The organism is Nocardia sp. JW2 (genome assembly GCF_051843015.1).
Lineage (GTDB): Bacteria > Actinomycetota > Actinomycetes > Mycobacteriales > Mycobacteriaceae > Nocardia > Nocardia coubleae.
Genome location: NZ_JBPXLK010000004.1, coordinates 34152 through 48725, shown reverse-complemented (window position 1 = coordinate 48725; position 14574 = coordinate 34152). Strand labels below are relative to the sequence as shown.

Below are 14574 nucleotides of genomic sequence, written 5' to 3'. Positions count from 1 at the left end.
GGGCCATCGCGGCTCAGCCGGCGGGGCGAGCTCGAGGTCGCCCCGAATGCCAAACCGCGTCTCGCTCAGCGAGACCCGTGCGGCAACACTGCAACAATTCCGTTACGTTATGGCGATGTTCTTAGCGAGACTCGGTGTTCGCACCCGGATTCTGGCGATCGCTCTCATCCCCAGTCTGACCCTGGTGGTGGTCGGCGTCGGCACGGCGGGCTACCTGGTCGAGGAGAGCAACAAGGCCAAGACCTGGGCGACGGAGATGCAGGCGGCCGTCCCCTATACCCGCGCGCTGATCGAAGCGGTGCAGTCGGAACGTCAGCTCACCCTGGCCTATCTGGCCGGTGACGACACCGCCGCCGACGCCCTCGGCCCGGCCAGGACCCGCCTCGACGCGGCCGTGCAGGGCCTGATCGATATCTCCACCGATATCCGCGCGGTCGACGATTCCGAAATCGGTGACGACAAGGGCGGATTCAACACTCTCAAGACGCATCTGACCGGTGTGCGCCAGGGCGCCGACGCGCGGATGCTGCCCGCCAACGACGCCTACACCTTCTTCAGCCGCCTGCTCGACGTGCTCACCCAGGGCACCAAGGTGGCCGAGCGCGCCGCCCCCGACGCGGAGGTGGCCTCCGGTGTGGCCGAGGGCGTGCGTCTGCTGCACGCCGCCGAGGCGATGTCGCGCAGCAACGCGATCTCCCTGTCGCTGGTCACCGCCGACGGCCCGACGGGCATCCCGATCGAGGAGCTCATCAACCAGATCGGTTACTACCACACCGAATTGGCCGGCATCGTCACCGAGCTCGACGAGGACGAGCGCGCCCCGATCGCCGCGATGATGTCCTCGCCGCACTTCGCCCAGCTCGCCGCGATGGAGTCGGCGATCGTGAGCCGTTTCGCCGCGCCGCAGCAGCCGTCCGGCTCGTCGAGTCGCACGCAGGCCGTCACCGCACTGCCCATGTCGATCCCCGAATGGCACACCGCCGCAGGCGAAGTCAATCGGGCCATGATCGAGGCCTACGGTGCTCACAACAGCCATATCCAGAAGCTGGCCGAGAAGACCGCGCAGCGCGCCGAGGTGAACGCGGCGATGGCCGGTGGCGGCGTCGTGGTGGTCAGCCTGCTGGCGTTCCTGGTCGCGGTGATCCTGGCCAACCGGATCATCCGCCGCCTGCGCAGGCTGCGCACCGAAACCCTCGCCCTGGCCGACCAACAGCTGCCGGCCACCATGCGCGCCCTGCGCGAGGGCGGTGAGGTCGATCCCGCCGACATCGCCCCGAAGCTCGACTTCGGTCGCGACGAGATCGGTCAGGTCGCCGACGCCTTCGAGCACGCCGCCGCGGCGGCGCTGCGCGCGGCCGTCGACGAGGCACGCACCCGTGAGGGTGTGCGCGCGGTGTTCCTCAATATCGCCCACCGCAGCCAGATCGTGGTGCATCGTCAGCTCGAGATCCTCGACGAAGCCGAACGCAGCCAAGAGGATCCGGCGCTGCTGGAGACCCTGTTCCGGCTCGACCACCTGGCCACCCGCGAACGCCGCAACGCCGAGAACCTCATCATCCTCGGCGGTGGCCGCCCGGGTCGCCAGTGGCGCAACCCGATTCCGCTGATGGACATCGTGCGCAGTGCCATCGGTGAAACCCTCGACTACGCGCGGGTGCGGGTCACCAAGCTGCCCGAGGTCGATGTCGTCGGCACCGTGGTCGCCGACCTCGTGCACCTGCTCGCCGAACTCGTCGACAACGCCACCGCCTTCTCCCCGCCGCAGTCGCGGGTCGAGGCGGGCGGCAACATCGTCGGCAAGGGTGTGGTCGTCGAGATCACCGACCAGGGCATGGGCATGAGCCCCGAGGATCTGGCCCGCTACAACGACATGCTCGCCGATCCGCCGGACTTCGGCGTGGGCACGCTGTCCTCGGATTCGCGTCTGGGCCTGTTCGTTGTCGCGAGACTGTCCACCGCGCACGGTGTTTCGGTGCGGCTCAGCGAGTCCGACTACGGCGGCATCCGCGCCATCGTGCTCATCCCGCAGAACCTGCTCGCCGGGACCGCGGCGATGCCGAGCTCGCCCGCGACCACCGGTCCGCTGCGCCGTGGGCTGCCCCGCCCGCACGAGCAGGCGCCCGCCGCCGCGCTCGAGCAGGCACCGGTGGCCACCCTGGTCGCCGAACCGCCGGCACCGCGCCCCGCCGAGCCGATCGTCGACACCCGAGTCGTCGAGGTCGAAGCCCCGCCGCAGCCGGAGACCGGCCCCGACGGCAGGCCCCTGCTGCCCCGACGGCAGCGGCAGACGAATCTGCGCCCCGAACTCGCCGAGGAACCGACCACCGCCGAAACGACCGCACCCGCGCCGCGTCCCCGCTCCGCCGAGCAGGCCCGCGACCTGATGTCCGCGATCGAGATCGGCACTCGACAGGGCCGCAAGCCCCTGTCGAACTCTCACCAGGACGAACAGGAAGGCTGAGGTGAACTCTCCCCAACCAGGTGATCTCAACTGGCTGCTCGACGATCTCGTCGACCGGCTGGCAGGGGTCCGCTACGCGGTCGTGTTGTCCACCGACGGGCTGCTGCTCGGGCGCTCCACCCAGATGAAACGGGAGGACGCCGAGCATTTCGCGGCGATGTCGTCCACGCTCTACGGGTTGGCGCGCAGCGCGGGCAACCGGTTCGACGGCGGCGGCGTACGCCAGGCCGTGATCGAACTCGATCGGGCCGTCCTGTTCGTGACCTCCGCCGGTGACAACGCCTGCCTGGCGTTGCAGGCCACCGAGTCGGCCAATCTCGGGATGGTCGCCTACGAGATGAACCTCACCGTGCAGCGGGTCGGCAGCTTCCTGTCGGCGGAACCGCGTCACGGGCTGGCCGAAATATAGGACGCGGCACCATGACTCGACTCGGCGATCCGTGGTTCGACGACGCGGCCGGACCCCTGGTCCGGCCGTACGCGGTGACCCGCGGCCGCACCATGGGTGCGGCGCACGACCTGGACATGCTGACAGTGGTTGTCGCGGTGCATCCCGCGCCGACCCTGCGCAGGCCCGAACCCGAGTACGGCACGATCGCACAGCTGTGCAAACGTCCGCAGTCGGTGGCCGAGGTGTCGGCCGTGCTGAAACTTCCTCTTGCGGTGACCAAGATCCTCGTCGGTGATCTCATCGGCGACGGCCACCTCATCTTCCGGGCTCCGGTAGCGGCCGAGGCAGGCGCCGGCGACCTCAACGTATTGCGAGCGGTTCTGGATGGCATCCGAAAACTTTGACCCGACCATGAGCAGGCACCTCGCCGCCTCGGTCAAGATCCTCATCGCCGGCGGCTTCGGCGTCGGCAAGACCACGATGGTCTCCTCGATCAGCGAGATCGCCCCGCTGCGCACCGAGGAGCTGATCACCGAGGTGAGCACCGGTGTCGACGATCTGTCGGGGGTGGAGCAGAAGTCGACGACCACGGTCGCGCTCGACTTCGGCCGCATCACCATCGACCGCGACCTGGTGCTGTACCTGTTCGGCACGCCCGGCCAGGACCGCTTCTGGTTCCTGTGGGACGAGCTGTGCCGCGGCGCCCTCGGTGCGATCGTGCTCGCCGATACCCGCAGGCTGAGCAATTCCTTCGCCGCCGTGGACTTCTTCGAACGTCGTGGGCTGCCGTTCCTGATCGCGGTGAACTGCTTCGACGGTGCTCCCCGCTACACCGTGGACGAGGTCCGCGACGCGCTGGACCTGGACCCGAACACCCCGGTGATCCTGTGCGATGCCCGCGACCGTCCGTCGGCCAAGGCGGTGCTCACCCACCTGGTGGAGTACCTCATCGACCGCGCCACCCGCACGCCGGTCACCACCTAGCTCCCACGGCGACGCCCACCAGCACCCTGGTGGGCGTCGCCGCTTTCAGTGACCGCCCGGTGCGGCGACCGCTCGTTCGGCGGCCCGGCTGGTCGCCTCCCACGCCGCCCAGGTGTCGAGCTTGGCGCGGGTGAGGTCGAAGGCCAAGTCGTACACCATGTTTCCGAGCAGCAGGCGCCGCGGCGGGTCGTCGGAGCCGACCAGTTCCAGCAGTGCCTCGGCGGCCAGCGCCGGTTCGCTGTCGATGGAACCCTCCGCCCACTGGGCCTCCAGCTGGGCGCGCAGCGGGGCGTAGGCCTCGATCGGTTCGGTGTTGTGCATCGCGGTGTAGAGCTCGGTCCAGTAGCCACCGGGCTGCAGAATGCTCACCCGCACACCGAAATCGGCCGCCTCGAGCGCGAGCGCCTCACTCATGCCCTCGAGCGCGAACTTGCTCGCGGCGTACATTCCCGACAGCGGGAATCCGGCCAGACCCCCGATGCTCGAGACCTGGACGATGTGGCCCGAGCGCTGCTCCCGCAGGTGCGGGAGGACGGCCTGGCTCACCCACAGGGCGCCGAAGAAGTTCACCTCGAACTGGGCGCGGGCCTCGTCCTCGGTGAATTCCTCGATCATGCCCATCGACAGGGTGCCCGCGTTGTTCACCACGATGTCGAGGCGGCCGAAGTGCGCGACGGCTTCTTCGACGGCACCGATCACGGCGGCCCGGTCGGTGACGTCGAGGGTCAGGGGCAGTACCCGGCCCGGGTGGGCGGCGGCGAGTTCGTCGAGTGCGGTGCGGGTGCGGGCGGCGGCGACCACCCGGTCCCCCGCGGCGAGCGCGGCCTCGGCGAAGGCGCGGCCGAGACCACGGCTGGCGCCGGTGATGAACCAGGTGCGGGGAGATACGGCGGTGGTCATGTCACTCTCCTATCCAGTCGAGACGGTCCGTCTCGACTCACGAGTTACACCATGCCAACAGTCGGCCGTTCTGTCAAGACGCAACGTCTCGTCTATTTACGACTTGCTGAGCGCCACGCGCTCTCCGAGATATCCGCCCGTAGTCGGATCTGCGGACCGCCCGAACCGGTTAGCGTGGAACCAGGCGATTCTGCGGAAGGCGGGAAAAGCTGTGGACAGCAAGACGATCGCGCGCCAATGCACGCTGTGCGAGGCACACTGCGGAATTCTGGTGACAGTGCGGGAGGACCGCGTCACCCGGATCGAAGGCAATCCCGACGACGTTCTCTCCCAGGGCTACATCTGCCCGAAGGCCACCGCCATGGGCGGCCTGCATCACGATCCCGACCGCCTGCGCACCCCTATGCGACGCACCGCCACCGGATTCGTCCCGGTGACCTGGGACGAGGCGTTCCGCGAGATCGGCACCAGACTGCGAGCCGTGCGCGCCACGCACGGCCCGAGCGCGATCGCCATGTACATGGGTAATCCGGCAGCGCACAGTTCGTCGGTGCTCTACGGCGGGTTGTTGCGGGCGGCCCTGTTCACCCGCAACTTCTTCACCGCGTCCTCGATCGACCAGTTCCCGCAGGAATTCACCGCCTGGCGGATGTTCGGATCGAATGTGCTGATGCCGGTGGCCGATATCGATTGCACGCACCGGCTGGTGGTCCTCGGAGCCAATCCGGCGGTGTCGAACGGCTCGATCACCACCATGCCCGGCGCCAAACAGCGCATCAAGGACGTCCGCAAACGGGGTGGGACGGTGGTGGTGATCGACCCGCGCCGCACCGAAACCGCGCGCCTGGCCGACGAACACGTCGCCGTGCGGCCGGGCGGTGACGTCTATCTGCTGCTCGGCATGCTGCACGTGCTGCTCACCGAGGGGTTGTGCGACGAACGCCGGGTGCGCGGGCAGTGCGTGGGCCTGGACGAACTCAGCGCCTTGGTCGCCGACACCACGCCGGAGCGGATGGCCGGTCCGGCCGGGGTCGAGGCCGATACCATCCGCACACTCGCCCGCGACCACGCGGCCGCGCCGTCGGCGGTGCTGTACGCGCGGATCGGTGTCTGCCAGCAGGTCACCGGCACCCTCACCCACTGGCTGGTGAACACGATCAACGCCGTCACCGGCAATCTCGACCGGCCCGGCGGCCAGATGTTCGCCACGCCCGTCGTCGACGGCGCGCGGTATGCCAAGCACCTACGGGTGGGCTACGGCGCGTGGACCGACCGCACCGGCGCCTACCGGTCCTTCCGCAGCGAATTGCCCGTCGCCGCCCTCGCGCACGACATCCTCGAACCAGGCGAGGACCGGATCCGGGCGATGATCACCTACGCGGGCAACCCGGTGCTCTCGACACCACAGGGGGGCAAGCTCGACGAAGCCCTCGCCGCCCTCGACTTCTTCGTCGCCGTGGACATGTACATCACCGAGACCACCCGGCACGCCGACTTCATCCTGCCGCCCGTCTCCGCGCTGGAACGCGAGGAGCTGAACCTGCTGTTCCCCATCTTCAGCGTGCGCAACAACGCCCGCTACGACGCGAAGGTGTTCGACCCACCCGCCGACGGCAAGGACGACTGGCAGATCCTGGCCCGCCTCGTCACCGAGGTGACCCCACTGCCCGCCCGCCGACTCACCGGCCGGGTCCTCGACGCGGTCTTCGAACAGCTCAGCCCCCTGCGCCTGACCGCGGCCGCGGTGGCGGCAGGCCCCTACGGGGTCTTGCGGCGCGGCCGGAAAGGATTGACGCTCGGCAAGATTCGTGACACACCGGGCGGCATCGACCTCGGTCCGTTGCGCCCGCGCCTACCCGAACTGATCGGTACCCCCGACCGGGCGGTCCACCTGGCACCCGACGATTTCCTCACGGCGGTCCGCACGGTCCTCGACGAAACCGACTCCCCCACAACCGAATACGACCTGCAACTGATCGGCCGACGGCACCTGCGCAGCAACAACTCCTGGCTGCACAACATCGAGTCGATGGTCAAGGGCCGCGACCGCTGCACGGTCCTGATGCACCCCGACGACGCCGCCGCCCGCGGCCTCGCCGACGGCGACCACGCCACCGTCGAGTCCCCGGTCGGCGCCATCGAGGTTCCGGTGGAGATCAGCACCGACATCCGGGCCGGTGTGGTGGCCGTGCCGCACGGATACGGCCACCGCGAACCCGGCGTCGGCTGGCAGGTGGCCGCCGCGCTGCCGGGCGCCAATGTCAACCTGCTGCACGACCCGGCCCGCACCGACCCGCTCTCGGGCACGTCGGCGGTGAACAACACCTGGGTGCGGGTCGGCCGGGTCGAGAAGGCAGGCAGCGCAACCGGATCCGAGGTGGCCGTGGCGCCGCGGTGAAGTCACCGCGGCGAGACGGTCAGCGGAAACGCAGGTCGGCGGTGGCCAGGCCGAAGATCTTGCGACCGGCCGACTTGGCGACGACCGCGATCACCGCGGTACGGGCGACCGGGTCGAGGGACTTCACCCGGCCGGTGTACTCGACCTGCCCGCCCTCGCGCCCGACGATCGTGTAGTTCGACAGGCGGACACCGTAGCGGGTCACCGCGCCCGGATCGCCCGACCAGGCCGACAGGAAGCCCGCACCGAGGCCCATGGTCACCATGCCGTGGGCGATGATGTCGGGCAGCCCCGCCAGCTGGGCGATGCGCTCGTCCCAGTGGATCGGGTTGCTGTCGCCGGACACACCGGCGTAGTTCACCAGATCGCCACGCGACAGGCGCGCGTCACGCAGCGGCAGTTCGTCGCCGACACTGAGGTCCTCGAAGGCGAGCGTGGTGCTCGGCACCCGGGCGGCCCCGGCGGCGGACAGGTGGATGTCGCCCTCGGGGCGGCGCGGGGTCTCGACGTCGGACGCGGCGGCGTCCTTGTCCTGGCTGAAGACCTTCACCCCGTGCACCATCACGTTCTCCACCGCACGAGTGATCTCGGGGTCCACCCCGTCGTCACCGGTGATGCCGACGACCGTGGTGTGCATGATGTGCACGGTCTCGCCGGATTCGTCGGCGAAGGTGTTGGTGACGGTGATGAGGTCCTTGCCCGCGATGCGGCGCACCGAGGACAGCTCCACGTCCACGGTCAGGCGGTCACCGGCGACGATCGGCTTGTGCTGCTCGAAGACCTGCTCGGTCTGCACGAACATGTCGTAGCCGACGACCACCGATTCGAACAGGTGCCGGTTGGCCGCCATCGCGGGAATGGAGACGAACGTCAACGGGGCGACCAGACCCTGGTACCCGAGCGCGGCGGCCGCCTCGTCCTCCCAGTGCGCGGGATGGAAATCCTGCACCGCGCGGGCGTATTCGCGCACCTTCTCACGGCCGACCTCGTAGACGTCGTCCACCCGGTAGTAGTGCCCTACCTTCGACGCGATATCGGGGGCTTCGGCCACGGAAGTCACTATGGATCACCTTCGTTCGGGGGACGGACTCCCGGCAGGGTAGCCGACGAGCCCGTCCACCGGGCGCACCATGGCACAGTTCACAATCACGCGCGCTGTGCGATGGGCTCGATCAGAACGAGGGGACGTCGCTCGTGGAGGCGTTGCCGCCGATCGAGGGCTGCAGGGTGATCTCCCACTCGGTGTCGGCGTCGAACACGTCGTCGAACTTCGAGAATTCCTGATCCCGGGTGAAGCCGAGTGCGGCCTGGTCCCAGTCGGTTCCGTACTTCATGTAGACGTAGTAGGAGCCGGCGATGCCGCTCAGCGTGGCGTTGGAGTTGCCCTGCACGTAGATCGTGGCCTGCGGCGACTTCGGGTCGCTGCTGGTGACGACGATCGCGCAATCGGAGGAATTGCCGTTGACGATCTTCAGCTCGCCCGACCCGTCGAGGCCGTTCTGCTGGACGACGGCGCCGTTGTCGGCCCGGCGGTTCTGCAGCGGGTCGGCGACGGTGCTCGAGGTCGAGGTGGACCCCTTACCGGTCGGTGCGGATTTCGTGTCGTCCAGGCAGGCGCTCGTGGCGAGCGCGGTAGCAATGGCGATCACGGCGAACAGGCGGCGGTGAAGCATTCTTCCCCCGTACTCAGGACCGGAATTCGATACCGGTGTCGGCGCACAGTATTGCGCGAAATGCCGGAATTGTCAGATCGCCTGTCGGGGTTGCCGGTTCACTCCTGGGCATATGCGAGCAGGTCCTTACGTCCTCTAACGTTGCGGGGTGCTAGGACATTCACACGCGACCAGTGGGGCGCTTGCCTGGGCGGGGACCGCCGCGGCGCTGCCGCTCACCGTCGCCGCCTTCCCCCTGTTCGACAGCGAGACAACACGATTCGGCGTCGCCGAGCTGATCATGGGTACTTTCCTCACCGCGGGCGCGGCCCTGCTGCCGGACGCGGATCACCCGAGCGGGACCATTTCGCACGTGCTCGGGCCGGTGTCACATCACCTGTGCCGCTTCATCTCCTGGGTGTCGGGCGGACATCGACACGGCACGCATTCGCTGTTGTTCGTCGCGGGCGCGGTGGGCGCCACCTGGGCCGGTGAGCACTGGCTCGGCAGGCCGTTCACGCTGAGCCTGGTGTTCTTCCTGCTCGCGCTGGCGGTGCGGTCGTTGCACCTGTGTCCGCCGGGCAAGAGTGTGCGCACGTACGGCACGGTGATCGTGCTGGCCAGCGCGGGCACCTTCGCGGTCGATCACTGGATCGTCGACCGGCCCGCCTGGTTGCCGATCTGCGTCGGCCTCGGCTGCCTCGCGCACCTGCTCGGCGACTGTCTCACCGAGCGCGGCTGCCGGCTGCTGTGGCCGTTCCCGCTGCGCACCCGGGTGCCGCTGATCGACCGCACCGGCAACCGGGTGGAGACCTGGGTCATCTCACCGCTGTTCGTGCTCGGCACGATGGGCGCGCTCTGGTACGCGATCACCCAGCAGGGCTGACCGCGCAAGGACGGCGGAACCCCTCACCCCGCCGTCCTTGCCCGTTCTTTTCCTCGGTGTTCCAGCGAGGATTACATAGTTAGATGCGCATATCGCGCTGATCTAATGCCTTGTGCTGGAGCACGGAACCCGACCGGTGAGTCCGGTCAGATCTCCCGAAGCATCCCCGAATCCGCCGCGTTTCAGTGCACAGTTGTACTCTCAAAAGCGTGACCGAGCAACTCCCCCAGTCCCAGGCCGAAGTCCAGGCGCTCGCCCGCCTGGCGGGCGACGAGTTCGTCGGTGCGGTCGACGGGATCGCGGCCATCCACCGCGCCATCAGCGATCGGGTGTTCACCGCCGTGCGCGCGGGTGTCGGGTCGGCCGCGGACCCGGTGAAGGTCGTGCACGACGCCATCACCGAGAGCGTGTACGCGGTCGTCGGCGGCACCGGCTACGTCGTCGGCGAGATGGCGAGCGCGGTGCAGGTACCCGGCCTGCCCGCGCCCTCACGCACCGTCTGGGGCGCGGGCTTCCTCGCGGCCGTCCAGGGGCTGATCGGTGACGCGCTCGAGGACGACGCACCGATCCTGGCCTCCCCCATGACCATTCGTGTCGACGGTGCCCCGGTCCCGGCCGAACAGCTGGCCGCGCACGTTCCCGTGCCGACCACGAAGCTCGTCGTCCTGCTGCACGGGCTGGTCGAGACCGAACACGCCTGGCGCCTCGGCGGCAGGCCGACCTACGGCGAACGCCTCGAAGACGACCTCGGTTACACCCCCGTCTTCGTGCGCTACAACACCGGCCTGCACATCTCCGAGAACGCCGCGCAACTCGACGCCCTGCTCACCCGGCTCGTCGAGCAGTGGCCGCTCCCGGTCCACGAGATCTGCCTGATCGGGCACTCCATGGGCGGGCTCGTCGCGCGCAGCGCCTGCCACCGGGCCGAGCAGAGCGACGCCGTCTGGGCGCGTTCGGTGCGACAGGTGGTGTGCCTCGGCTCGCCGCATCTGGGCGCCCCGCTCGAACAGTTCGTGCACTACGCGGCCGCGGTGCTCGACCGGCTGCCCGAGACCCGCCCGCTGAGCACCCTGCTGCGCAGGCGAAGTGCGGGCATCCGCGATCTGCGCCAGGGCTCCCTCGTCGACGAGGACTGGCGCGACCGGGACGTCGACGCGCTGCGGGCCGAGGCGGTGCGCGAGGTACCGCTGCTGGCCGGTGCCGACCACTACTTCGTCACCGCGACCGTCACCCACAGTCCGAAGCATCCGCTCGGGATGGTGGTCGGCGACGGGATGGTGTTGCGCGGCAGCGGTTCCGGGGTCGGGCGCAGCAGGCGCATCGGTTTCGACAGCGGCAACGGGTTGCACGTACCGGGCGCCAACCATTTCAGCCTGCTCAATCACGACGCCGTCTACACCGCACTGCACGGATGGTTGTCGGGGACGCCCCACCATCCGGTCCAGCTCGATACGCTGGGGTCATGACTCTCGACCACGGCGATCCCGGCGACGCACCGGCCATTCCGCTGCCCACCGCTCCCCTGGCCAACGACGCGCGGCCGTCCGCCGCCGAGGAGGCCAGAACGATTGCGGCCGCGTCCAATACGGGCACGCTGGCCAGCCTGACCGCCGACGGCGCGCCGTGGGCGTCGTTCATCACCTACGGGCTGCTCGACGGCGCTCCCGTGCTGAGCGTGTCGCACCTGGCCGAGCACGGACGCAATCTGGCCGCCGATCCGCGCGCCAGCATCGCGATCGTGACGCCGGACATGCCCGCCGATCCGCTGGCGGGCACGCGCATCACCCTGGCCGGAGTGGTGGAGCGGCCGACCGGCGCCGAGGCCGAGGCGGCCCGCGCCGCGCACTTGGCCGCGGTGCCCGCGGCCAAGTACTACATCGACTACAGCGATTTCACGCTGTGGGTGCTGCGGGTCGAACGAGTGCGCTGGGTCGGCGGCTACGGCCGGATGGAGTCCGCGACCGCCGCGCAGTACCTGGCCGCGCGACCGGACCCGATCATGCCGCAGGCGGCGCCCGGCATCGCCCACCTCAACGCCGACCACGCCGACGCGTTGCTCGCCATGGCCACCCAGCTCGGCGGCTTCCCCGATGCCACAGCCGCGAGCTGCGAACGGGCCGACCGCTACGGTCTCGAACTGCGGGTCGAGACACCGCGCGGAGTGGCCCGCACCCGCGTCGGCTATGCCGAACCGCTCACCGAGATCGGTCAGTTGCGAGCCGCGACAGTGGAGTTGACGCGCCGGGCGCGGGCGATGGCCGGTCAGGTCTCGTAACCGGTCAGTTCCAGAGCACGGCGACCAGCACGTTGACGATGGCGAGTCCGCCCGCGGCATCGGTCATCCAGCCGACCTGCTTGCCGCGCTTGGCATCGGCCCGGCCGACTTCGGCGAACCCGGCCACCGCGATCGAGACGACGAGCTTCACGGCCAGTTTCGTCGTGTCGGGTTCCTTGTCCAGCGATTCGACGCCGGAGGCGAGGCCCGCGAGGATCACGCCGGTGACGAGCTGGGCGCGGGCGCCCCACACCATCAGTTCCGAGACCACCGGGCGCGACGCGACATACCCACCGACCACCGCGGCCATGCCGAGCAGATGGGTGACGACCACCAGGTCGTAAACGAATTCCATGACTGCCGAGGGTAGTTCACACGACAATGGCCGGCACCCGATGGCGCCGGCCATTGTGGACGAATGCGGCTAGCGGGTGGCCTGGTCGAGCAGGTGCGCGTCCTTGCGCATCCCGAACGCCGTGACGACCTCCATGATGCCGATGACGATCAGGAAGATACCGACGACGAGAACCAGCGTGGCGATGGAGCCGATCGGCCAGACGATCAGGATCACACCGGCGATCGCGCTCAGCACACCGTAGAAGATCTGCCAGCCGCGGCCCGGGATGCTCGGTTCCGAGATCGCCGCGAAAAGCACGGTGATACCGCGGAACAACCAGCCGATGCCGATCCACAACCCGAGCAACACGATCGAGGTGAGGTCGTCGCGAAAGCAGAACACACCGATGATCAGCGAAAGCACACCGCTGATGAACGAGAGCACCCGCAGGCTCGTACTCGGCAGATGAGTGAATGCGGCGACCAACTGGAAGATGCCGCTGGCGACCATATAGATACCGAAAAGAACGCCCGCGACAAGCAATGACGGACCGGGCCATACGAGCACGATGATGCCGAGGACCACCGCGAGAAGACCGGTGACCAGAATTGTTTGCCAGGTTTTCTTGGCAAGCGCGGTAAATGGGCTCTCCAACACGGTATTTGTCGTCATGACGAGATGTTATGCCCGCCAGCTCTCATTCCCTGGAAAGTTGCTGAAGCTGTGATCGTGTCGCGGCACACAACCCGCCGCCGAACGGGCGGGACGCGGCGCGCGGTGACGAGCGACACCTCATTGCCACTGCGAACGTTTGGCGCGTTCCGGTCCCGGGTAGGTGATGGGAGTGTCGGTTGTACTCGTGCTGCAAGCTCGTGGACTCGGTGATCTGCTCGCCGCGGTCCCGGCTCTGCGTGCCCTGCGCCGGGCCGAACCAGGCAGCCGGATCGTGCTGGCCGCGCCCCATCGCCTCGAACAGATCGTCGACCTGATCTCCTCGGTCGACGAACTCGTCGCCACCGCCGATCCGGCGGCCCTGATCTGGGACGGTCCCGCGCCCGAGCTGGCGGTGAATCTGCACGGCCCCGACGGTGCGAGCGCGCGAGCGCTGGCCGATACCGGCGCCAAGCGGATCATCGGGCACCGGACGCCGGGCCTGCCCCGGCTCACCGGGCCGCGCTGGGATCCCGAGGCCCATGTGGCGGATCGGTGGTGTCAGTTGCTCGAGAGCGAGGGCATCACCGCCGATCGGCGCAATCTCGGACTGGTCCCCCCTGTTGCCTCCATCAGCCGTCGCGACTGCGTCGTGGTGCATGTCGGCGCCGGTGCGCCCGCGCGCCGCTGGCCGCCGGAGCGGTTCGCCGCCGTGGTGCGGCACCTGATGGTCCTCGGCCGCGACGTGGTGCTCACCGGCGATCCGTTCGAACGCGACATCGCCGTGCAGGTCGCCGCGCAGGCCGGCCTGCCCGACGACCGGGTACTCGCGGGCAGGCAGAACCTCACCGATCTCGCGGCCACCGTGGCCGGCGCCGCCCTCGTGATCTGCGGCGATACCGGCGTCGCGCATCTGGCCACCGCTTTCGGCACCCGGACCGTGCTGCTGTTCGGGCCCACCCCGCCGCGTCGTGGCGGTCCGCCCGCGCATCTGCTCGGCAGGCACGCGGTGCTGTGGGCGGGGCAGGTCGGCGATCCCGATGCCCGTACCCCCGACCCCGGCCTGTTGCGCATCGGCGTACCCGAGGTGATCGCCGCGGTCGACGCGCAGCTCGACAAGCAGGATTGGGCCGAGTCGAGTCGCTCGCGTTATCGCCGGGTGGGCTGACCGGCGGGCGGTACCGCAGTGGTCGGCTGACCGGCGGCGCGCAGCGCGGCGGCGTGGGCGGCCAGTGCGCTCGGCCAGAACTGTTCGAGGTAGTCCCGTGCGTCGTTGAGACCGCGCGGATCCAGTGAGTACAGGTGGCGGTTGCCGTCGCGGCGCATGCTCACCAGGTGCGCTTCGCGCAGGATGCGCAGGTGCTGGGAGGCGGCCGAGCTGGTGATACCGGTGGCCTCGGCGAGCTCGGCGACCGAGCGTGGACCCTGCGGCAGCGACTCGAAGATCGCGCGCCTGGTCGCGTCGGATAACGCGGTGATTGCCCGAACTCCGTTAGCGTCCACTGAACAAGTGTGCGCGGATAACGCCTGGTCGGCAATGATCTTGCGGTCACGGTATTTCACCCGGTCGCTCCCAGGAATTTCTGCTTTCGAGATGCGATTGTTATAGATCAACTGGGGTTATAGCCGCTCGTGATGG

The 14574-nt window shown here is 68.9% G+C and carries 15 protein-coding genes; 9 read left to right on the top strand and 6 right to left on the bottom strand.

Annotated elements, in window-relative coordinates; all coding sequences use genetic code 11:
* The first annotated feature begins 115 nt into the window (after positions 1 to 115).
* The 4 genes from ACSVDM_RS07780 to ACSVDM_RS07765 are packed head-to-tail and all read left to right on the top strand — an operon-like array spanning position 116 to position 3836.
* Positions 116 to 2461, top strand: a complete 2346-nt coding sequence (locus ACSVDM_RS07780; RefSeq protein WP_439263783.1) for a nitrate- and nitrite sensing domain-containing protein — start codon at positions 116 to 118, stop codon at positions 2459 to 2461.
* Position 2462: 1 nt separating this feature from the next.
* Positions 2463 to 2870, top strand: a complete 408-nt coding sequence (locus ACSVDM_RS07775) for a roadblock/LC7 domain-containing protein (RefSeq protein ID WP_067492231.1) — start codon at positions 2463 to 2465, stop codon at positions 2868 to 2870.
* Positions 2871 to 2881: 11 nt separating this feature from the next.
* Positions 2882 to 3256 (top strand): DUF742 domain-containing protein, encoded by a 375-nt coding sequence (locus ACSVDM_RS07770; protein ID WP_067492230.1) that lies wholly within the window; start codon positions 2882 to 2884, stop codon positions 3254 to 3256.
* Entirely contained in the window at positions 3237 to 3836 is a 600-nt protein-coding gene (locus ACSVDM_RS07765; RefSeq protein ID WP_067492229.1) for a GTP-binding protein, read from the top strand. The genes ACSVDM_RS07770 and ACSVDM_RS07765 overlap by 20 nt, the downstream gene beginning before the upstream one ends.
* A gap of 45 nt (positions 3837 to 3881) precedes the next feature.
* Here ACSVDM_RS07765 and ACSVDM_RS07760 read toward each other — a convergent pair whose 3' ends face one another.
* On the bottom strand, positions 3882 to 4736 hold the full coding sequence (locus ACSVDM_RS07760) for an SDR family NAD(P)-dependent oxidoreductase (protein ID WP_439263782.1): 855 nt from the start codon (positions 4734 to 4736) through the stop codon (positions 3882 to 3884).
* A gap of 211 nt (positions 4737 to 4947) precedes the next feature.
* Between ACSVDM_RS07760 and ACSVDM_RS07755 the strand changes: the two genes are divergently transcribed.
* Positions 4948 to 7134 (top strand): molybdopterin oxidoreductase family protein, encoded by a 2187-nt coding sequence (locus ACSVDM_RS07755; RefSeq protein ID WP_439263781.1) that lies wholly within the window; start codon positions 4948 to 4950, stop codon positions 7132 to 7134.
* Positions 7135 to 7153: 19 nt separating this feature from the next.
* Here ACSVDM_RS07755 and ACSVDM_RS07750 read toward each other — a convergent pair whose 3' ends face one another.
* On the bottom strand, positions 7154 to 8194 hold the full coding sequence (locus tag ACSVDM_RS07750) for a fused (3R)-hydroxyacyl-ACP dehydratase subunits HadA/HadB (protein ID WP_067492226.1): 1041 nt from the start codon (positions 8192 to 8194) through the stop codon (positions 7154 to 7156).
* Between the two features lie 112 nt (positions 8195 to 8306).
* Complete coding sequence (locus ACSVDM_RS07745) at positions 8307 to 8807, bottom strand: hypothetical protein (protein WP_439263780.1); 501 nt, start codon at positions 8805 to 8807, stop codon at positions 8307 to 8309.
* A gap of 148 nt (positions 8808 to 8955) precedes the next feature.
* Here ACSVDM_RS07745 and ACSVDM_RS07740 point away from each other — a divergent pair, with 148 nt between their 5' ends.
* From ACSVDM_RS07740 to ACSVDM_RS07730, 3 genes are all read left to right on the top strand, one after another.
* Positions 8956 to 9672 carry a metal-dependent hydrolase gene (locus ACSVDM_RS07740; protein WP_067492224.1) on the top strand — a complete coding sequence of 239 codons (717 nt, stop codon included), beginning with the start codon at positions 8956 to 8958 and terminating at the stop codon, positions 9670 to 9672.
* A 209-nt stretch (positions 9673 to 9881) separates the two neighbouring features.
* The gene (locus ACSVDM_RS07735) at positions 9882 to 11138 is read left to right on the top strand and encodes a lipase family alpha/beta hydrolase (RefSeq protein WP_439263779.1); all 1257 of its coding nucleotides are present in this window, start codon (positions 9882 to 9884) and stop codon (positions 11136 to 11138) included.
* Positions 11135 to 11947, top strand: coding sequence for a HugZ family protein (locus ACSVDM_RS07730; protein ID WP_067635490.1), 813 nt, complete (start codon positions 11135 to 11137; stop codon positions 11945 to 11947). Before ACSVDM_RS07735 ends, ACSVDM_RS07730 begins: the two co-directional genes overlap by 4 nt.
* A 4-nt stretch (positions 11948 to 11951) precedes the next feature.
* On the opposite strand, the gene ACSVDM_RS07725 is transcribed toward ACSVDM_RS07730, so the two are convergent.
* On the bottom strand, positions 11952 to 12302 hold the full coding sequence (locus ACSVDM_RS07725) for a hypothetical protein (RefSeq protein ID WP_439263778.1): 351 nt from the start codon (positions 12300 to 12302) through the stop codon (positions 11952 to 11954).
* Between the two features lie 69 nt (positions 12303 to 12371).
* The gene (locus tag ACSVDM_RS07720) at positions 12372 to 12956 is read right to left on the bottom strand and encodes an HdeD family acid-resistance protein (RefSeq protein WP_439263777.1); all 585 of its coding nucleotides are present in this window, start codon (positions 12954 to 12956) and stop codon (positions 12372 to 12374) included.
* A gap of 172 nt (positions 12957 to 13128) precedes the next feature.
* Here ACSVDM_RS07720 and ACSVDM_RS07715 point away from each other — a divergent pair, with 172 nt between their 5' ends.
* Complete coding sequence (locus ACSVDM_RS07715; protein ID WP_208115296.1) at positions 13129 to 14103, top strand: glycosyltransferase family 9 protein; 975 nt, start codon at positions 13129 to 13131, stop codon at positions 14101 to 14103.
* Here the strand turns inward: ACSVDM_RS07715 and ACSVDM_RS07710 are convergent.
* Entirely contained in the window at positions 14085 to 14438 is a 354-nt protein-coding gene (locus ACSVDM_RS07710) for an ArsR/SmtB family transcription factor (RefSeq protein WP_067492218.1), read from the bottom strand. The two genes, ACSVDM_RS07715 and ACSVDM_RS07710, sit on opposite strands and share 19 nt — an antisense overlap.
* Positions 14439 to 14574: the final 136 nt, after the last annotated feature.